The 19,514-nt window shown below is 40.2% G+C and carries 16 protein-coding genes and 1 pseudogene; 13 read left to right on the top strand and 4 right to left on the bottom strand.

Annotated features, from left to right (window positions below; genetic code table 11):
- Positions 1–5: 5 nt before the first annotated feature.
- On the bottom strand, positions 6–512 hold the full coding sequence (locus tag AC056_RS04800) for a hypothetical protein (protein WP_077162889.1): 507 nt from the start codon (positions 510–512) through the stop codon (positions 6–8).
- Positions 513–748: 236 nt separating this feature from the next.
- On the bottom strand, positions 749–1,159 hold the full coding sequence (locus AC056_RS04790; RefSeq protein WP_077162888.1) for a hypothetical protein: 411 nt from the start codon (positions 1,157–1,159) through the stop codon (positions 749–751).
- 398 nt (positions 1,160–1,557) lie between these two features.
- Between AC056_RS04790 and prfA the strand changes: the two genes are divergently transcribed.
- Positions 1,558–2,646: a peptide chain release factor 1 gene (prfA, locus tag AC056_RS04785; protein WP_004700863.1), complete on the top strand. Its 1,089-nt coding sequence runs from the start codon at positions 1,558–1,560 to the stop codon at positions 2,644–2,646.
- Positions 2,646–3,458, top strand: coding sequence for a peptide chain release factor N(5)-glutamine methyltransferase (gene prmC, locus AC056_RS04780; protein WP_077162887.1), 813 nt, complete (start codon positions 2,646–2,648; stop codon positions 3,456–3,458). Before prfA ends, prmC begins: the two co-directional genes overlap by 1 nt.
- Positions 3,459–3,474: 16 nt before the next feature.
- Here prmC and AC056_RS04775 read toward each other — a convergent pair whose 3' ends face one another.
- A complete protein-coding gene (locus tag AC056_RS04775; RefSeq protein ID WP_077162886.1) occupies positions 3,475–4,500 on the bottom strand; it encodes an AraC family transcriptional regulator in 1,026 nt (341 codons plus the stop codon).
- Positions 4,501–4,665: 165 nt separating this feature from the next.
- On the opposite strand from AC056_RS04775, the gene AC056_RS04770 reads away from it, so the two are divergent.
- From AC056_RS04770 to AC056_RS04760, 3 genes and pseudogenes are all read left to right on the top strand, one after another.
- Positions 4,666–5,436: a 3-hydroxyacyl-CoA dehydrogenase gene (locus tag AC056_RS04770; protein WP_077162885.1), complete on the top strand. Its 771-nt coding sequence runs from the start codon at positions 4,666–4,668 to the stop codon at positions 5,434–5,436.
- An 18-nt stretch (positions 5,437–5,454) separates the two neighbouring features.
- The gene (locus AC056_RS04765; protein WP_077162884.1) at positions 5,455–6,591 is read left to right on the top strand and encodes an acyl-CoA dehydrogenase family protein; all 1,137 of its coding nucleotides are present in this window, start codon (positions 5,455–5,457) and stop codon (positions 6,589–6,591) included.
- Positions 6,592–6,811: 220 nt separating this feature from the next.
- Positions 6,812–8,455: pseudogene (locus AC056_RS04760) on the top strand (AMP-binding protein).
- A 45-nt stretch (positions 8,456–8,500) separates the two neighbouring features.
- On the opposite strand, the gene AC056_RS04755 reads toward AC056_RS04760, so the two are convergent.
- Positions 8,501–9,079, bottom strand: coding sequence for a flavin reductase family protein (locus AC056_RS04755; protein WP_077162883.1), 579 nt, complete (start codon positions 9,077–9,079; stop codon positions 8,501–8,503).
- A gap of 172 nt (positions 9,080–9,251) precedes the next feature.
- Here AC056_RS04755 and AC056_RS04750 point away from each other — a divergent pair, with 172 nt between their 5' ends.
- From AC056_RS04750 to AC056_RS04715, 8 genes are all read left to right on the top strand, one after another.
- Positions 9,252–10,028: a HesA/MoeB/ThiF family protein gene (locus tag AC056_RS04750; RefSeq protein ID WP_077162882.1), complete on the top strand. Its 777-nt coding sequence runs from the start codon at positions 9,252–9,254 to the stop codon at positions 10,026–10,028.
- 58 nt (positions 10,029–10,086) lie between these two features.
- Positions 10,087–11,385 (top strand): ABC1 kinase family protein, encoded by a 1,299-nt coding sequence (locus AC056_RS04745; protein ID WP_004700873.1) that lies wholly within the window; start codon positions 10,087–10,089, stop codon positions 11,383–11,385.
- A gap of 15 nt (positions 11,386–11,400) precedes the next feature.
- Positions 11,401–11,781: a dihydroneopterin aldolase gene (gene folB / locus AC056_RS04740; protein WP_004700874.1), complete on the top strand. Its 381-nt coding sequence runs from the start codon at positions 11,401–11,403 to the stop codon at positions 11,779–11,781.
- On the top strand, positions 11,738–12,175 hold the full coding sequence (locus tag AC056_RS04735; RefSeq protein WP_077162881.1) for a 2-amino-4-hydroxy-6-hydroxymethyldihydropteridine diphosphokinase: 438 nt from the start codon (positions 11,738–11,740) through the stop codon (positions 12,173–12,175). Before folB ends, AC056_RS04735 begins: the two co-directional genes overlap by 44 nt.
- 258 nt (positions 12,176–12,433) lie before the next feature.
- Positions 12,434–14,143 carry a potassium-transporting ATPase subunit KdpA gene (gene kdpA, locus AC056_RS04730; RefSeq protein WP_077162880.1) on the top strand — a complete coding sequence of 570 codons (1,710 nt, stop codon included), beginning with the start codon at positions 12,434–12,436 and terminating at the stop codon, positions 14,141–14,143.
- Between the two features lie 8 nt (positions 14,144–14,151).
- Positions 14,152–16,191: a potassium-transporting ATPase subunit KdpB gene (gene kdpB, locus AC056_RS04725; RefSeq protein ID WP_081410796.1), complete on the top strand. Its 2,040-nt coding sequence runs from the start codon at positions 14,152–14,154 to the stop codon at positions 16,189–16,191.
- A 13-nt stretch (positions 16,192–16,204) separates the two neighbouring features.
- Positions 16,205–16,810 (top strand): potassium-transporting ATPase subunit KdpC, encoded by a 606-nt coding sequence (kdpC, locus tag AC056_RS04720; protein WP_077162878.1) that lies wholly within the window; start codon positions 16,205–16,207, stop codon positions 16,808–16,810.
- A 38-nt stretch (positions 16,811–16,848) separates the two neighbouring features.
- Positions 16,849–19,503 (top strand): sensor histidine kinase, encoded by a 2,655-nt coding sequence (locus tag AC056_RS04715; protein ID WP_077162877.1) that lies wholly within the window; start codon positions 16,849–16,851, stop codon positions 19,501–19,503.
- Positions 19,504–19,514: the final 11 nt, after the last annotated feature.

The following is a 19,514-nucleotide window of genomic DNA, read 5'->3' as shown; positions in this document are numbered from 1 at the left end:
ACCAATTAGTGATGTTTATACCATCCACGGTGTAAGCCATTATCATGACGATAATAAGCGCGATCATTGTAATAACGACGGTCTTCACGATCATAGCGACGATCGTAACGGCGGTCATCTCGATCATAACGGTCATCATAGTTACGGTCTTGACCAACTTTACGACCTAAAGCAGAACCACCAGCTGCACCCACTGCTGCACCGATGTAACCACCGTTTGTACCACCCATGTTTTTACCAACGGTATAACCAGCACCACCACCTAAAGCGCCACCAATAGCAGCTTCTGTACGGTTACGACGGTCACTTGCTGCAGCCGCACCACCAGCACCACCTAAAGCAGCACCAATTGTTGCGCCAGATGTACCACCGATACTTTTACCAATTGCTGTACCTACTACACTACCTAGAGCAGAAGTTGCCGCTACACGGGTACCATTATCTGCATGTGCAACTGACACCATAGAGGTTGTTGCGATTAATGCACTTGCTAACCAAATATTCATTTTCATTTTGGAACTCCATGCTCATTTTGCTGAAGAGCAATCTTTAATATCTTGAGCTAAATGTAATTAAAAATTTCGTGAAAATTATGGAGAAGGGCAATGCCGATACAATAGTTTTGTGTCTGCTTTGTATTGGTTATATTAAGATGTGAATAAATCATGAACGATATATCGGGAGCGGGCAAAATTTTGACTATAAAAAAACACCCGAAGGTGTTTTTAAGTCTATGTCTTCACTGTGATTAGTGGCGATGACGGTGTTTTTTCTTCCAGTGTTTTGAAGATCGATCATAATCACGGTTTTTAGAAATTTTATTACCTAAAGCACCACCACCTGCCGCACCTAAAGCAGCACCGATGTATCCACCGTTTGTACCACCCATGCTTTTACCAACAGTATAGCCAGCACCACCACCTAAACCACCGCCAATTGCAGATTCTGTACGGTGACGACGATCACTAGCCACTGCTGCACCACCTAAAGCAGCACCAATTGTTGCGCCAGATGTACCACCCATGCTTTTACCAATTGCAGTACCAGCAACACTACCTAAAGCTGAAGCAGCTGCTACGTGAGTTGTATTATCAGCATGTGCTACAGTCATCATAGAAGTAGCTAAAACCGCACTGCATAATAAAGTATTTAATTTCATTACTTACTCCATGTCCCAAGTTGCAGGACCATATATCTTTCGTTACGGCAAATGTAACAAAACACTTCTCTTTAAATGTGGAGAACCCTCATTTGATTATTGGAGTTTAGTGTCTCGTTTGTATGCTTTCTATTAAAAACGTATGTAAAACCATCAATCTGACCGAAAAGTTGACCAATACAAATGTTTGAAAATAAGTAGTGAGCGTTTGATAGGGAAAATATCTAATTTAATGTACTTAGGAATGTTGAGAAGCCTATTCTAAAGTTCATGAATTGAAGGATTACATATGTCATTTAATCAGCATAATCTGTAAACTATGCGCTATTTTTATGATTTGGCTTATCTTCTTATATTTATCTAGATAAGTTTTTTGGACTTTTGAGATATTTCCTCTTATGAAAGCGTCACTCCGTTTACGACTTGATCAACTCTGTGATCGTCATGAAGAACTTACCGCATTGCTTGCAGATGCAGAAGTGATTTCCGATAACAAACGTTTCCGTAAACTGTCTCGTGAACATAGTGATTTAAGTGAAATTACCGAAGTTTGGGGCAAATACCGTCAAGCAGAAGAAGACATTGAAACTGCTGAAATGATGAAGTCGGACCCTGACTTTAAAGATATGGCAGAAGAAGAAATTCAGGCGAATAAAGCATTGCTTGAAGAACTAGAAAGCCAACTCAATATTTTGATGATTCCAAAAGATCCAAATGACTCTAACGCTGCTTATTTAGAAATTCGTGCTGGAACAGGTGGTGACGAAGCGGCAATTTTCTCAGGCGATTTGTTCCGCATGTACAGCAAATATGCCGAGACACAAGGTTGGCGTATCGAAGTCCTTTCTGAAAATGAAGGCGAACATGGTGGCTTTAAAGAAGTCATTTGCCGTGTAGATGGGGATGGCGTTTATGGCCGCTTAAAGTTTGAAAGTGGTGCGCACCGCGTACAACGTGTGCCAGCCACTGAATCACAAGGTCGTGTGCATACATCGGCTTGTACGGTTGCAATCTTGCCTGAAATTGATGTTGATACTAACGTTGAAATTAACCCGGCAGACTTACGTATTGATACTTACCGTGCGTCAGGTGCGGGTGGTCAGCACATTAACAAAACTGATTCGGCAGTACGTATTACTCACATTCCAACGGGTACAGTGGTTGAGTGTCAAGAAGAACGCTCACAGCATAAAAACAAAGCTAAAGCGATGGCATTGTTAGTATCACGTTTAGAAAACGCAAAACGTGCAGCAGCCGATGCAGCGACTTCTGAAATGCGCCGTGATTTAGTTGGTTCTGGTGACCGTTCTGAACGTATTCGTACGTATAACTACCCGCAAGGTCGTATGACTGATCACCGTATTAACTTAACTTTATATAAGTTAGACGCGATTATGGAAGGTGATTTAACTGAATTGCTCGATAGCTTACATCGTGAATATCAAGCAGATCAGCTTGCAATGCTTGCACAGGAAAATGGCGGCTAATGAATATTGCTCAAGCGCTTGCAATTCGTGGTGAGCCTGACAGTTATGAACGACAAGAAAATGCTTGGCTGCTTGAGCATTTTCTAAAAATCAATTCGCTTGAATTAAAGTTTAGACTTGAGCAAGAGTTAACAGCCCAGCAAGAGCAAGATTATGTAGCTGGTATTGAGCGCATTCAAAATGGTGAACCTTTAGCTTATGTAACAGGTTCACAACCATTTTGGACGCTCGATTTAAAAGTAACATCTGATACTTTAGTACCGCGTCCGGATACCGAGGTTTTGGTTGAAACTGTTTTAAATCTAAATTTGCCAAAGAAAGCAAATATCGTGGATTTGGGAACGGGGACAGGTGCAATTGCACTTGCATTAGCGAGTGAACGTCCAGATTGGCAAGTAACCGCAACTGATATTTATGCGCCTACTTTAGAAGTCGCAAAAGAAAATGCACTAGCCCATGATTTACAACGTGTGAAATTCGCTTGCGGCGCTTGGTTTGAAGCACTCGAACCACAAAAGTTTGATTTAATTGTTTCTAATCCACCGTATATTGACCCTGAAGATGAACACATGCAAGCTTTGGCAACAGAACCGCGCCGTGCATTGGTTGCAGACCATCAAGGATTGGCTGATATTGAAATTATTATTGCTCAAGGGAAAAACTGGTTAAAACCACAAGGCTGGATTGCATTAGAGCATGGATATGACCAAGGACAAGCTGTTCGAGACATTTTCACAGAGCATGGTTTTAGCCAAATTAAAACTATTCAAGATTATGGCCAAAATGATCGAGTCACTTTGGCATCATTATAAGTAAAATTGAAACTATTTAAGCGGAGCTAAGAGTAGCTTCTCGATAAGCACCTGGGCTAACACCTGTCCATTTTTTAAAAGCACGGTGAAAAGCACTCGGGTCGTGGAAATTTAAGTCTTCACTAATGTCTTGTATTGAATCATTGCTTTTACTTAAGCGTTCAATCGCAATATCACAGCGAATTTCATTTTTGATTTGCTGATAACTTACCCCTTCATGTTTGAGGCGTCGTTGAACAGTAGCTTCTGAAATATTGAGTTGCTGCGCGACATCTTTGAGTTCAGGCCATTGGGCTGGGTGGAGCTTTAATAAATGACGACGAATAAGAACGCTCAAGGCATTTTCATTTTTAAAGCGAACTAAAAGATTTTGTGGAGTTTGTTCTAAAAAATCATAAAGCGCTTTTTTATCTTTTTTAATTTTAATATCTAGATAGTGGGCATCAAACTCAACCTGATTTATCTCGGCATTAAATTGTATATCCTCACAGAAACGAACTAGATAATCTTGAATATCGTTTGGTTTTGAACAGCGTACAGCAATACTGTTTAAGCCAATTCGCTGATCTATTAACCAGCACATAAGCCCATGTACCAACATTAAAAAGGTTGCGTAAGTAAACATACGTTTAGGTTGTTCGCGATCACGAATGACCAAATAAGCTTTTTCTTGTTCTCGAATTAACTCTCCACGTATATCATCAAGCACAAAATTAAAAAAATTCAAAATATCGTAGAGAGCCTTTTCTAAAGTTTCAGCCGTACTGACGAGTTTTGTAAGTAATTTATAGCTGCCACGGCGCATAGGGTGGCTATCCATCCCAAAAAACTCGTCATTCATGGCATTGGCAAGTTCTATCCATAATTGTGCATACGTTGCTACCGGAACACGCGCTTTAGGTGTCATGAGCAATTCAGCAGGAATGCCAGCTTTATTCAAAATAATTTGAGTATTTAGCCCTTTGGTATAAGCCGCACTTAATGCTTCATGTACCAGTGCAATCGAAATTGTTCCTTTACTTAAAGAAGATTGGACAACCATCTCAAAGACTCATTTTTTACGTATTTCAAGTGAAATATTTCATATTCAAAATTTGGATTGATCAAAAGCTGCAAGCATTTTGAGGTTTTTTGAAATTGTATCGGAAAAAAACAACTTTTACTCTCACTACTAAGGTTAAAGAACATTTCTATAGGACGTTACATAATGAAAATTCAAGGAAAACATTTCGTGATTACAGGTGGTGGTTCTGGTTTAGGGGCTGCAACTGCTGAATATTTAGTGCAACAAGGCGCCTCAGTCACGTTGGTTGACATGAATGTAGAAGCAGGTGAACAGCAAGCAAAACAGCTAGGGCTAAAAGCTGACTTTGTAAAACTTGATGTAACCGATGAAGTTGCTGCTGAACAGTTCTTTAAAGATGTGTTGGTTAAACATGGTCATTTGCATGGTTTGGTGAACTGTGCTGGTATTGGTCCTTCTGCAAAAGTAGTTGGCCGTGAGGGTGTTCATGACTTGGGATTATTTGCAAAGACTTTAAATATTAACGTCACAGGTACATTTAACATGCTGCGTTTTGCAGCAGATGCAATGAGTAAAAACACGGTTGGAGAAGGTGAAGAGGACCGTGGTGTTATTGTGAACACTGCTTCTGTTGCTGCATTTGATGGTCAAATTGGGCAGGCAGCTTATTCTGCATCAAAAGGCGCTATTGTGGCGATGACTTTGCCGATTGCTCGTGAGTTAGCGAGACATGCTATTCGTATTATGACCATAGCACCGGGGATTATGGAAACTCCGATGCTTAAGGGTATGCCGCAAAATGTACAAGATGCTTTGGGGCAAATGGTTCCGTATCCATCTCGTTTAGGAAAACCAGAAGAGTTTGCTCGTTTGGTTGCCCACATTGCCGAAAACTCATATTTAAATGGTGAAGTCATTCGTTTGGATGGTGCAATTCGCATGGCAGCAAAATAATAAAATAAGGATGTTGAAATGATTCTAAATGCTGAACAAAGCATGGTTCAGGAGATGATGCGTAACTATGCGCAAAATCAGTTAAAACCAACAGCTGCACATCGCGATAAGACCCATGAATTTCCGGCTCAGGAGTTAAAAGATTTAGGTGCACTAGGCGCTATGGGAATGACTGTGCCCGATGAATGGGGCGGTGCCGGAATGGATTATGTCTCTTTGGTGCTTGCAATTGAAGAAATTGCTGCAGGTGATGGCGCGATTTCGACAATCGTCAGCGTACAAAACTCTTTGATTTGCGGTATTACACTGGCATACGGTTCAGAGCAGCAAAAACAAACCTATTTGCCAAAATTTGCCTCTGGCGAATGGCTAGGGTGCTTTTGTTTAACTGAGCCACATGTTGGTTCCGATGCGAGCGCGATTTTATGTAAAGCCGAGCGAGATGGCGACCATTGGGTACTCAATGGCGTAAAGCAATTCATTACCAGTGGTAAAAATGCTCAAGTGGCTTTGGTGTTTGCGGTTACAGATAAACAGGCTGGGAAAAAAGGCATTTCGTGCTTTCTTGTACCGACCAATACACAAGGTTACTTGGTCACTCGTATTGAAGACAAAATGGGTCAACATGCTTCGGACACCGCAACCATAATGTTAGAGGACTGCCGGATTCCTTTAGAAAATTTGGTGGGACAAGAAGGTGAAGGTTATAAAATTGCGTTATCTAATTTAGCAGCTGGACGTATTGGTATTGCTGCTCAGTCTGTTGGTATGGCAAGAGCGGCTTTTGATGCAGCCGTGCAATATGCAAACGAGCGTAAGGCCTTTGGTGTAGAACTCGTTCAGCATCAGGCGGTTGGTTTTCGCTTAGCCGATATGGCAACTCAGATTGAAGCAGCACATCAGCTAGTTTTACATGCTGCGACTTTAAAAGATGCAGAGCTACCTTGTTTAAAAGAGGCCTCAATGGCGAAACTCTTTGCATCAACTATGGCTGAGCGAGTATGTTCGGATGCAATCCAGATTCATGGCGGTTATGGCTACGTCAGTGATTTCCCTGTTGAGAGAATTTATCGGGATGTCCGTGTAAGCCAGATTTATGAAAGTGCTTCAGATATTCAACGTTTGGTGATTGCTCGCGAAGTGGCTCAAGTTTAGATCATGAGATATTGAGTTTTTAAACTTAAAACTGCAAGAAACCGCACACTATGTGCGGTTTCTTGCAATTGAAATGATGCATTTTTGCTATTAGTTTTGTTTGAAATAGATAGGAAAGTTGAAGAAATATTCTTCGAGCTTTAGCTAAAACAATAACAGTCAGGACAGATTTTGTGGCCTTACACAGAATCAATCATCAAACGGAATGAAGGTGAGCATCATGAAAACTTTGGCAGAAGCTTATCAACAATTTGATCTTGCAAAACTTATTGAAGGGCAACTTGTTGGGCATCCCCAAGCGATAAATGCTTATGTTGAGTGCTGTGAGCGTTATGTAGGAAAAAATAAAATAGCGCTCATTTGGGAAGGAAAAAACGGACAGGCAGAGCACTATACGTTCGAACAACTTGCGGAACTTTCTGGAAAACTTGCTAACTTCTTTAAAGCACAAGGAATTCAATCTGGAGATTGTATTGCAGGGCTTTTACCAAGAACGCCTGAGTTATTAATTACAATTTTGGCAGCGTGGCGTATAGGCGCTATTTATCAGCCTTTATTTACTGCCTTTGAAGCAAAATCGATTGATCACCGTATTACGACTGCTCAAACCAAATTGATTGTGACTAATGATGAACAACGACCTAAACTGAATACTTTAAATGTTCCTGTTATTGTCACTGTTCATCAGACTGGTCCTTTGTCTGAGTATGACTTCGATTTTTGGCAATCTTTACAGCGCTATTCTGAGCAATGTGAGCCAGTAAATCGTAGCTTTGAAGATGACTTTTTAATGATGTTTACCTCTGGTACAACTGGACTGGCGAAGTCTGTACCCGTTCCACTAAAAGCAATTTTGGCATTTAAAGGTTATATGAGCCATGCTGTCGATTTGCGTGAAGAGGATATGTTCTGGAATCTGGCAGATCCGGGTTGGGCATATGGTTTGTATTATGGTATTACTGGCCCTTTAAGCTTGGGGCATAGCATTATTATGGATGAGCGCTCATTTAATGTAGATCAGGCAATTGAGTTAATTAAAAAGTATAAAGTAAGTAATTTAACTGGTTCGCCTACAGCATTTCGCATGTTCTTTGGTTTTAAGGAAAAATTTGCCCCTTGAATTAAACAACATTTACGCGTAGTGAGTAGTGCAGGTGAGCCATTAACTCCAGAGGTTGTGAACTGGTTCAAGCAGGATTTAGAGGTCAATATTTTTGATCAGTATGGCCAAACTGAACTCGGCATGGTAATTGCGAACCACCATGCGCTTGAGCATCCATTAAAAGTAGGCTCGGCTGGTTTTGCAATTCCTGGGCATCGTTTTGCGGTGTTAGACCAAAATTATCAAGAATTACCAACAGGTGGTGTGGGTATTTTGGCAATGGACTCGGAGCAATCGCCATTAATGTGGTTTAAAGGCTATGGTGGCAATAATCGCAAAGCCTTTGTCGGCAAATATTATTTAACTGGTGACACGGTCACTTTAAACGAACATGGCGGCATTGATTTTGTTGGACGTGCTGACGATGTCATTACAACATCGGGCTACCGAGTTGGACCATTCGATGTTGAAAGTACTTTGTTAGAGTGTGAGGCGGTATTAGAGTCAGCCGTAATTGGTAAGCCAGATCCGGAACGAACCGAAATAGTAAAAGCTTTTGTGGTACTTAAGCCTGCTTATCAAGCATGTGAAACATTAAAAGATAAGTTGCAGCAATATGTTCGTAACCGTTTATCTCGGCATGCATACCCAAAAGAAATTGAGTTTGTGGACAGCCTACCAAAAACCACGAGCGGAAAAATTCAAAGAGGATTATTGAAGCAGCAAGAAATTGCAAAAATGCAGCAAGCCTACGCAAGCTAAGTTTGAACAAAGGGAAATATTTAAATATTTCCCTTTATTTTTATATTAGAGGTCGGCTTTCACTTCCTCTCCAATTAAATAAAATGTTCCACCAGCAATATAGTGCAGGCTACGAAGTTCTTTCGGTGCATCTTGAAAGTGCCAGTGCCCATCTCTAAAAACACGGCTATCTGCCCATGCACCCACAACAGAACCAATAAATAAATCATGAGCTGACTGATTGTGCGGTTCAGGAATAAGTTTACAAACCAGCCATGCGATACAACCTGATACAAGTGGGCTACTCAGGTCTTCTTGATAGAATAGTTCAACTCCACAGTGTTCAAGTTTTTGTGGGTCATCCAACTTACTAATGGTACCAAGTTGCTTGGTCATATTGAGCTGTGCATAGCAAGGAACTTGTAGTGTGAAATAGCCACTTTGCTCGACAAGCTGTCGGGTTTTAGTACTTTTATCAACAACTACGGACACTTTGGCTGGTTTGAACTCTAAGGCACATGTCCAAGCGGCAGCCATCACATTGCGGTCATCACCATGTTGTGCAGAAACCAGCACAGTTGGACCATGATTTAATAAACGATAAGCTTTTTCTAACTCTACTGGTGTAATATATGATTGAGACATATTTAGCCTAAGTAACAAAGAAACTAATTCGTTCTATTGTTGCAGAAAGTTTGAAAGAAGTAATGTGAACAATAGAGCAGTAACCGAATAAAAAACTGTTTCTATTTTATAGCTTTCATAATGATTGACTTAGTCATAAAATCATTTGGCTTCTAAGTGAAAGGATTAACGTGTGACCGAGCTTCAAGATATCGATTTTGTAGAGTTAAGTGATGAAGAAATGCATCTCTATAGCCGTCAGATTTTACTTGATGGATGGGATATTGAAGCTCAGGAAAAACTCAAACTTGCCAATATACTGATTGTCGGCGCTGGTGGCATAGGTTGTAGCAGTGCAGAGCTACTCGCACGAGCAGGAGTTGGAAAAATTACACTCATTGATGCAGATACCATTGAGATAAGTAATTTACAGCGTCAAATTGCATTTGGTCATGAAGATATTGGTCGCTATAAAGCTGAAGTTCTAGCAAAACGGTTACAGAAAATTAACCCTTATATCTGTGTTGAATACTTTAATGAACGTTTAGACGAACATAACATTGATAGACTTGTTGAACACCAAGATGTAGTGCTGGATGGTTGTGATAACTTTACAACTCGCTATTTAGTGAATAGTGCTTGTAAGAAACATCAGGTCGCATTAATTAGTGCTTCTGCAATTGGCTTTCAGGCGCAAATGTTTATGGTAGAAGGTGATTCAGCTTGTTATGAATGTTTATTCCCAAAAGAACAGCATGACAATGAAGGCCTGCGCTGTGCAGAGTCAGGAGTGCTTGCAACAACTCCTGTAATGATAGCGTCATTACAAGCACATCACACTTTGTTATATTTAGGGCTTAATCGCACTCCTTTGAAACAAAAACTGTTACTTTGGGATGGGTTAAATATGACACAACGTATTGTTAATTTTGATAAAGATATAAATTGTCCACTTTGTCAGGCAAGCTAATCAGCAAATAAAGCAAAATTTGCTACACTTGAGACGAATATTCTGGTTCTAAAGAAATATGAAAAAAAATATTTTATTTGATGGATTGCGCTCAGTTGCGCGTATCGGTGAAACTGCAGTGGTTGCGGCTAAAGCTGGTATTAAGTACGCAACTGATAAGCCAAGTAATGCCAAACTCATGCGTGAGACTTTTGAGTCGCTTGGCTCAACATATATTAAGCTTGGTCAGTTTATCGCGAGTACACCATCGCTATTTCCGCGTGAATATGTAGAAGAATTTCAAGGTTGTTTAGATCAGACACCAACTCTGCCATTTAGTTATATTCAAGGCGTGCTTGCCTCTGAATTTGAAGGGCGTGATTTAAACCAGATTTTTAGTTATATCGATGAAAAACCTTTAGCTTCTGCTTCAATTGCTCAGGTTCATGCGGCTAAACTGACGACCGGTGAAGATGTCGTTATTAAAGTACAAAAACCTGGTGTAGAAACTATTTTATACACTGACTTGAATGTGGTGCATTGGGCAGCCAAACTACTTGAGCGTGCAGTACCTAAAATCAAGTTTGCTGCTCTTTCTGACATTGTCGATGAAATTAAAACCCGTATGGTGCGTGAAGTCGACTTTATTGAAGAAGCCCAAAACTTAGATGACTTTATAGAATATTTAAATATTTCTCAAAACCACGCTGCGACAGCCCCTAAAGTTTATCATCAGTTTTCTACACGCCGTGTTTTGACCATGCAGCGTTTATATGGTGTGTCTTTGACAGATTTTAGTGTCGTGAAACAATATGCTAAAGATCCGTCACAAGTACTCATTACTGCCATGAATACATGGTTTGGTAGTCTTATGCTCTGTAAGAGTTTCCACGCTGACTTACATGCTGGAAATCTAATGTTGCTTGAAGATGGCCGAATTGGTTTTATCGATTTCGGTATTGTGGGTCAGTTAAAGCCAGAAGTCTGGACAGCGTGTATTGCGTTTATGGATGCCTTACAAAAAACTGATTATCAGGCAATGGCTGAAAATATGCTGAAAATGGGCATGACCCATAATAAGGTTGATGTTCAGGTTTTAGCTCAAGATTTAGAGCGTTTGTTTAATGGCGTATTAATGGCCGATCCACAGCAGATTTTGTCTTCAAATCCAGCCGATTTAAACGACATTATGATGGATATGGTAGGGGTTGGTGAGCGTCACGGTATTAAATTCCCACGAGATTTTGCCTTGTTATTTAAGCAAATGCTTTATTTCGATCGTTTTATGCGCGTACTCGCACCATATACTGATATTTATGCAGACCAACGTTTGAAAATGGTTCAAAATATGGAACCTGCTTCGTTGTTAAAGCACTAAGGTCAGTTTAAATTTATGGATGCCATTATTATTGAAGGCTTGAAGGTTGAGACAGTGATTGGCTGTTTCAACTGGGAAAGACAAATCATTCAACCTTTAATGTTGGATTTAACCATCCATAATGATTTGAGCCGAGCTGCAGCGTCTGACAAGCTTGAGGACACACTCAACTATGCCCAGATTTGTGAGTTATCGGCTCAAACCATTCAGCAAGCCAAACCTGAGTTAATCGAGCACGCAGCTCATCTAGTTTTGCAATGTTTATTTGAAACCTTTCCAACAATTGAAAAAATTACCATAACCATCCGTAAGCCAGCCATCATTGCAGAAGCTAATGCTGTAGGAATTCGTCTTGAACGCACCAGAAACAATTTTTGCACTCGCCCTAGCGAGTAATTTAGACGCAGATCAGCACTTTACTTTTGCTTATACGCAATTAGCAACTTTGGGGAAAGTGCAGTTTTCATCTGTTTATCAAATTCCATGCCGAGATGGTATTGGAGATGATTATTGGAATTCAGCAAGTCTATTAAGAAGTACCTTATCATCTGAACAAGTTGAATCTTTTTTAAAGAAACTTGAGTCAGATTCTGGACGTGTTCGTCCATCGCATCATATTTCTTTAGATGTAGATTTGATTGCATGGGGAAGTGATCTGGACCATATGCAATTTAATTCTAAAAAATTACCTTTGGCGCTCGATGTAAAAATACCTTTATATGAGCTTTGGCATTGTGAAAGACTAAAGGCTGATAGTACGCTTTACCCAGTTGTTAATTTTAAATTTTAAGGTCTTTCAAACTAAAATTTACGCAAAATTTACGCGGTCTTTGAGTTCCTCAATAGAGAATTTACGAGCACTTTATCCATACTGAAATCCACTAAATTAGTGTTATTTCAGGACAATAAAGATGCTTATAAATTCTCAAATGCGCATCTTGCATCAGTCTGGCATAGCCTTATGCGGACTCAAAAAAAGTGATATTTCTTCATCTCTTCTTATTTCTATTTTGGCAAATCAAGCCAAGGGGTATAGAGGAGAATAGCCATGTTAGAACTTATCCTTGTTTTATTTATTGCTATTTTTTTAGCATGGTGCCTTAGCAAATATCTATCCCAAGTAATGGCAAATCAGCCGATGGTTGGCGATGGATTATTTCGTTGGATTGAAAATCCTGTATATCGCTTGTTAGGTATATCTCCACAACAACAAATGAACTGGAAACAATATTCTTTAGCATTTGTTTTTAGCTGTGTTTTTCTAGCTGTGGCCGTTTTTGCTATTTTTATGACGCAAGCATGGCTACCATTAAATCCAAATCATGCACCAAATATGAGTTGGGATTTAGCGTTACACACGGTTATTTCATTTTTAACAAACACAAACCAGCAGCATTATTCTGGTCAAGCCCAATTGTCTTATTTGTCGCAAATGACAGGTATTGTAGGTTTGCAAGTCATTACTCCAATGATGGGGCTGGCTTTAGTTGTAGCGACCTTAAGAGCTTTCTTTTATCAGCGCCCAAGCCATATTGCAGCCGATGTTGCCGAGCAGCCAGACCAAATTTTAATTGGTAATTATTGGGCAGATGTAATACGACCTACAGTCCGTTTCTTGCTTCCTCTCTGTTTTGTTTGGTCATTGTTGCTTAACAGCCAAGGCGTACCAGCAACTTTTCAGGGTGGGCCGGAAGTACAACTTATTGATAAAGCAAATACCGTACAAACCCAAAAAATTCCATTAGGTCCAGTTGCACCCATGGTTGCTGTTAAGCAATTGGGTAGTAACGGTGGTGGCTGGTATGGTCCAAATAGTTCTGTACCTTTAGAAAATCCAACGCCGCTATCTAACTTCTTGGAAATGCTTGCGATTTTACTCATTCCAATTACAGTCGTTTTTATGGTGGGACATTTTACTCAACGTAAAAAATTTGCCTACTTTGTGTTTGGTAGCATGCTTTTAATGTCAGTTATTTCAGGTGCATCAGCTGTCTGGTCTGAAAGCATGTCATCGACAGCATCGCAAATGGCTGTAATGGAAGGTAAAGAACAACGATTTGGAGCTGCATCATCAGCAGTTTGGGCTGCACTGACCACACAAGTGAATAATGGTTCGGTCAATATGATGCACGATTCTTCTGCGCCACTTACTGGGCTGGTTGAACTCATTAACATGTTGATTAATGCTATCTGGGGCGGTGTGGGCTGTGGTCTGCAACAGTTTATGATTTATCTGTTACTTGCAGTATTTATTGCAGGCTTAATGACAGGTCGTACACCTGAATTGTTTGGACGCAAAATTGAAGCAGCAGAGATCAAGCTACTTGCAGTTATTATCTTAATTCAGCCTCTTATCATTCTTGCTTTTACAGCTCTAAGCGTCAGCATTCCGGGATTATCAGGTATCACAAACCCTGGACCACACGGTATTAGCCAAGTGTTCTATGAATATGTTTCTGCTTTTGCAAACAATGGTTCAGGTTTTGAAGGCCTTGGAGACAATACGGTATGGTGGAATGTCACTTGTAGCATTGCTCTTCTTTTAGGACGTTTCCCGACATTAATTTTGCCATTAATGATTGCGACACGTTTAGCAGCAAAAAGAAAAGCACCCGAAACAACAGGTAGTCTTCAGGTTGAAACTCCAACCTTTGCGTTAACACTAATTACGATAGTTGTGTTGCTTACCTTATTACAATTTATGCCAGTTCTTGTCCTTGGGCCAATTGCCGATCAACTTTTGTTGGTTAAAGGCTAAGGAGGCGAGTGAAAATGAATACACAAACTCATGTAAATAGCCATAAAACGACTGTGGCAGTACCAAGTTTTGAAGTTTGGAAAAATGCTTTTGTAAAATTGCTACCACAGCATGCAATTAAAAACCCAGTCATGGCAATTGTATGGCTTGGAACCGTAATCACTGCTCTAAGTACCGTAATGGGATATGCCACACTGGTGTTTGGTTTGGTTGTCACAGCAATTTTGTTTATTACGATTTTATTTGCTAACTATGCTGAAGCGGTTGCAGAGGCTAGAGGTCGTGGACAGGCATCTTCATTACGTGCAGCAAGAGAAAACTTGACTGCTCGAAAACTTAATTCTTTGACAGACCGTCAAACCACTCAAATTGCAGCCACTGAACTTCATTTAAATGATTTTATTGAAGTACATGCAGGTGAGCTTGTTCCAGCCGACGGTGAGATTGTAGAAGGCTTTGCCACCATTAATGAATCGGCTGTTACAGGTGAGTCAGCACCTGTGCTACGTGAAGCTGGAACAGACCGTTCTGGTGTTATTGGCGGTACTAAAGTTCTTACAGATCGTATTGTTGTGCAAGTGACTGCAGAATCTGGCCAAAGTTTCTTAGACCGTATGATTGCTTTGGTTGAAGGCTCAAATCGTCAAAAAACACCGAATGAGATTGCACTTGGCTTCTTGTTAATGGTGATGACACTTACATTTTTAATTGTGGTGATTAGCCTACCATTTATTGCTCATTATTTGCATATTGAACTTGATCCAGTTGTACTCGTAGCATTGTTAGTCTGCTTAATTCCAACAACCATTGGTGGCTTGTTACCTGCGATTGGTATTGCGGGGATGAACCGTGCACTCAAAGCCAATGTTTTGGCGAAATCAGGTAAGGCTGTCGAAGTTGCGGGTGACATTGATGTACTTTTACTGGATAAAACAGGAACCATTACATATGGTGACCGTCAAGCGACTTCTTTTTATCCTTTAACCTCGGTAACCGAGTCTGAGTTGAGAGCTGCTGCTTGGGTAAGTTCACTTGCCGACCCAACACCAGAAGGGAAATCGATTGTTAAGTTAGCAAAAGAACAGGGTTTAAAACAGCAAGAACCTGAGCAAGCCGAATTTATCTCTTTTAGTGCTTCGACTCGAATTTCTGGTGTGAATTTACCGAATGGTGAGCAAATTCGTAAAGGTGCTTTAGATGCAATCTTGAAATTTGTAGATGAAGATTATTCTCAAGATCTAGAGTTAAAAGCACGTGTTGAACAAGTTGCCAAAAAAGGTTCAACACCATTGGTTGTCGCAAATCAACATCATGTATTGGGTGTGATTGAACTTTCAGATGTGATTAAACATGGCATTAAAGAACGTTTTGCACGCTTAAGAGAAATGGGTATTAAAACTGTCATGGTCACAGGTGATAACCCATTAACTGCTGCCGCGATTGCTGCGGAAGCTGGTGTAGATGACTATATTGCCGAAGCAAAACCAGAAGATAAATTGGCTTGTATTCGTACTGAACAACAGCAAGGCCGTTTAGTTGCAATGGTTGGTGACGGAACCAACGATGCGCCAGCATTAGCACAAGCGGATATTGGTTTAGCTATGAACTCGGGTACACAAGCCGCGAAAGAAGCCGGCAATATGGTTGATTTAGACTCTGATCCGACCAAACTGCTTGCTGTAGTTGAGATTGGGAAACAGCAGCTAATTACCCGTGGTGCGTTAACAACCTTTTCGTTAGCAAACGACGTCTCTAAATACTTTGCCATCTTGCCTGCATTGTTCGCGGCTGCGATTCCACAAATGCAAGTATTGAATGTGATGCACTTAGCAAGTCCAAACAGCGCAATTTTATCTGCATTAATTTTTAACGCGATTATTATTCCGCTATTAATTCCAATCGCACTCCGAGGCGTGAAATTTAAACCTTCAACTGCAACTCAGTTACTACGTCGAAATATGTTGATTTATGGGGTGGGCGGTGTGGTTCTACCATTCATTGCCATCAAAGCGATTGATGTTGTGATTGTTCAATTATTTGGTTTGTAATCTGGAGTTTGAAATGAAAACTTATGCACAAAATTCAGAAGCAAATTTGGGTCAGACCTTAAGAGCATCTTTCGGGCTTCTAATTTTTACCCTTGTCGGTTGTGGTGCTGTTTATAGTGCGATCGCTACAGGTGCGGGACAAGTGTTATTCAACAATCAAGCAAATGGTAGTTTGATTGAAATAAACCATAAAGTTCTAGGGTCAAAATTAGTCGCTCAGCCATTTGTTGGAGAGGCTTATTTTCATCCACGTCCTTCAGCGGTTGCTTATGACCCAATGTCTATGGGGGCCACAAACTTAGCTCTTACCAATCCAGAGCTTCAAAAACAAATTGATGCTCAGATTCTTGCGGTTAAACAACAAGACCACACAGGTAATACCCCTATTCCAAGTGATTTAGTGACGAAATCAGGTAGTGGTATCGATCCGCATATTAGCCCTGAGGCAGCTCAGTTACAGGTTGCCAGAGTGGCTCAAGCGCGTCATTTAGACCCGAAAGTTGTAGAAGAGTTACTTCAAAAGCATATTGAACCAGTTCAGTTTGGTGTACTAGGGCAAGCTCGTGTTAATGTATTAGAACTCAATATCGCTTTAGATCAATTACAATCTACACATTAACTTGAAAATAAAATTGTTAGTTTACCGGATGATATCAAGTGCAAAGCAATCGCGAAAATCAGGCTGAAGCCTTATTAAATCATGTCAACAGATATCAAGCCGGTCGACTAACGGTCTTTCTCGGTGCGGCACCTGGTGTTGGAAAAACCTATGCCATGCTTGCCCGCGCCAAAGAACTATTTCAACAGGGCACAGATGTTGTTGTGGGTATTGTTGAAACCCATGGAAGAATAGAAACTTTAAAAATTTTGGAAGGGTTGCCTCAAATTGCTAGAAAGGAAATGCAATATCAAGGGCATACTTTAGAAGAAATGGACTTGGATGCTATTTTACTCAGACATCCAGAAATTGTTTTAGTTGATGAGTTGGCTCATCGCAATATACCAAATAGTCGCCATGAACGACGGTGGCAAGATGTCAATGAATTGCTAGATGCTGGTATTGATGTATTTACCACCATGAATATTCAGCATTTAGAAAGCTTAAACGATGTGGTACATCAGATTACGGGCATTCGAGTAAATGAAACTGTGCCAGATCGTGTATTTGATCGTATTCGAGACATTCGTTTAATTGATTTACCTGTCAGTGAACTCATTGAAAGGCTCCATCAAGGAAAAGTCTATGTGCCGGAGCAAGCGAATCTGGCATTGCAAGGCTTTTTTAGCATTTCAAATTTAACAGCATTGCGTGAACTAGCAATGCAATGTGTTGCTGAGCATGTCGATTTAGATTTAAAACAGAGTTACACCTCTAAGGGTTTGAAGTCTATCTCGTTGCAAAATGAATTGATGATTGCGATAGATGGACAAGGTTCTTCTGAATATTTAGTGCGGGCTGGTTGTCGGTTAGCTGAACGCTATGGAGCAACATGGACTGTAGTGAATGTTACTAAAAGTTCGGACTTTGGGCAGAGTTCAGCAAATTCATATAAAAAAGAATATATCGAAATTGACCGAGCATTTGAGTTGGCTCGCCAACTCGGGGGGCGAACAGAAGTTTTATATGGGCATCAAGTTGCATCAGTGTTAATGGATGCTGCACTTGATCGAGGTGTTTCCAATCTGGTGATTGGTAAAAGTATTTCACCGTGGTGGTTAAAGTTATTTAAGAAAAATTTAGCTCAGCAATTATTAAATCAAGAAAATTCGATTGCTTTAACGATTTTGCATCCAGAACAGGGCACTAAAAAGACAACTCAACTTGAAAAGCCATCATTTTTATCATTAAAAGAAAGTATTTTTGTTTTAGCGGTTACTTGTGCCAGTATTTTTATAGCTCACTTTGCCGAAGTTCTATTGGGTATTGAAGACTTTTCTGTCATTTTCATTATTTCAGTTTTAATTGTAGCAACCAAAACTAGAATGCTCGCTGCTGTAGTGGCTGCTCTTATTTGTTTCTTAGCCTACAATTTTTTCTTTATAGCACCACGTTTTACATTTCAAATTTCAGCACATCAAGGGGTAGTGACTGTTGTTGCTTTTTTTGCGGCTGCTTTAATTGCTGGGCGGTTGGCTTCTCAGTTACGTCAGCAGGTTTTGTCTTTAAAAGCTGCGAATGCCTACACCACAGTGATGCAAGACTTGGCACGTAAGCTTTCTAGTGCGGTGAACCTTGAAGAAGTCATGCAAACAGGACGTATGACTTTAGAAACCCAGCTTCAAACTAAAGTGTGGATTTCTATTCAAGATAGAGTCATTTCATCTGATATTGAGCTAAACGATAAAGAAAAAGTAGCCGCAGAATGGTGCTTAAAACATCAACAAACGTGCGGGCGTTTTACCGATACTCTTAGTCAATCAAACTGGTGGTTTTTACCACTTTTAGAACAGAAAAATAGCCTAGGTATAGTGGGAATTTACTTTAAGGATGATGTAGTTTCTCTAAATTTTGAGCAAAAGAAACTAACTGAAAGTGTAATTGAATATATTGCACAGGCAGCACTTCGCACCCAATTGGTCAATGAACTCGAACAAGCAAAAGTCACCAGTGAAACAGAGCGCTTACGTTCAGCTTTATTATCTTCGGTATCGCATGATTTACGTTCACCACTTGCTTCTATTATTGGAGCAGCAGACACGCTTGCCAATTTTAAAGCTGATATGTCAGAACAAGACCAGCAAGATCTGCTTGAAACAATTCATTTAGAAGGTGAGCGTTTAGACCGTTATATTCAAAACTTGCTTGATATGACACGCTTAGGTCACGAAGGCTTAACTTTAAAAAGAGACTGGATTGGAGTAGATGAATTAATTGGTTCGGCAACCCGCCGTTTAAAGCGTTATAAACCAGATACTCAAGTGGTTGTTCAGTTACCTGAGAAACCCATTAGTTTGTATGTTCACCCAGCGCTGGTAGAGCAAGCTATTTTTAATGTTTTAGAAAATGCCGCAAACTTTTCACCTCCAGATGAATCAGTTATGGTTCGTGCTCAACTTTCATTAGAAGATGAAGTAAAAATTGAAATTGAAGATAGAGGTGCGGGAATTCCTGAAGACGAAAGACATCGTATTTTTGATATGTTTTATACGATGGAACGAGGAGATCGTGGAAAATTTGGTACTGGTTTAGGGCTTACAATCGTAAAAGCGATTATTGGTGCTCATATGGGTACAATACAAGCATTTTCAGGGCGCCAAAATAAAGGTACTTTAATTCAAATCAGATTACCCATTCACCCAGTAAAAGAATAAGTTGTAAATTC

It is taken from the genome of Acinetobacter genomosp. 33YU, from assembly GCF_001990725.1.
In the GTDB taxonomy this organism is placed as follows: Bacteria; Pseudomonadota; Gammaproteobacteria; order Pseudomonadales; family Moraxellaceae; genus Acinetobacter; species Acinetobacter seifertii.
Note: the sequence above shows the minus strand (reverse complement) of the source record. Positions and strands in the feature narration are given on the sequence as shown.

Bases quoted from the DNA above. Each gene is read 5' to 3' on its own strand.
- AC056_RS04800 (WP_077162889.1), bottom strand. From the start codon at position 512: ATGAAAATGAATATTTGGTTAGCAAGTGCATTAATCGCAACAACCTCT.
- AC056_RS04790 (WP_077162888.1), bottom strand. From the start codon at position 1,159: ATGAAATTAAATACTTTATTATGCAGTGCGGTTTTAGCTACTTCTATG.
- prfA (WP_004700863.1), top strand. From the start codon at position 1,558: ATGAAAGCGTCACTCCGTTTACGACTTGATCAACTCTGTGATCGTCAT.
- prmC (WP_077162887.1), top strand. From the start codon at position 2,646: ATGAATATTGCTCAAGCGCTTGCAATTCGTGGTGAGCCTGACAGTTAT.
- AC056_RS04775 (WP_077162886.1), bottom strand. From the start codon at position 4,500: ATGGTTGTCCAATCTTCTTTAAGTAAAGGAACAATTTCGATTGCACTG.
- AC056_RS04770 (WP_077162885.1), top strand. From the start codon at position 4,666: ATGAAAATTCAAGGAAAACATTTCGTGATTACAGGTGGTGGTTCTGGT.
- AC056_RS04765 (WP_077162884.1), top strand. From the start codon at position 5,455: ATGATTCTAAATGCTGAACAAAGCATGGTTCAGGAGATGATGCGTAAC.
- AC056_RS04755 (WP_077162883.1), bottom strand. From the start codon at position 9,079: ATGTCTCAATCATATATTACACCAGTAGAGTTAGAAAAAGCTTATCGT.
- AC056_RS04745 (WP_004700873.1), top strand. From the start codon at position 10,087: ATGAAAAAAAATATTTTATTTGATGGATTGCGCTCAGTTGCGCGTATC.
- folB (WP_004700874.1), top strand. From the start codon at position 11,401: ATGGATGCCATTATTATTGAAGGCTTGAAGGTTGAGACAGTGATTGGC.
- kdpA (WP_077162880.1), top strand. From the start codon at position 12,434: ATGTTAGAACTTATCCTTGTTTTATTTATTGCTATTTTTTTAGCATGG.
- kdpC (WP_077162878.1), top strand. From the start codon at position 16,205: ATGAAAACTTATGCACAAAATTCAGAAGCAAATTTGGGTCAGACCTTA.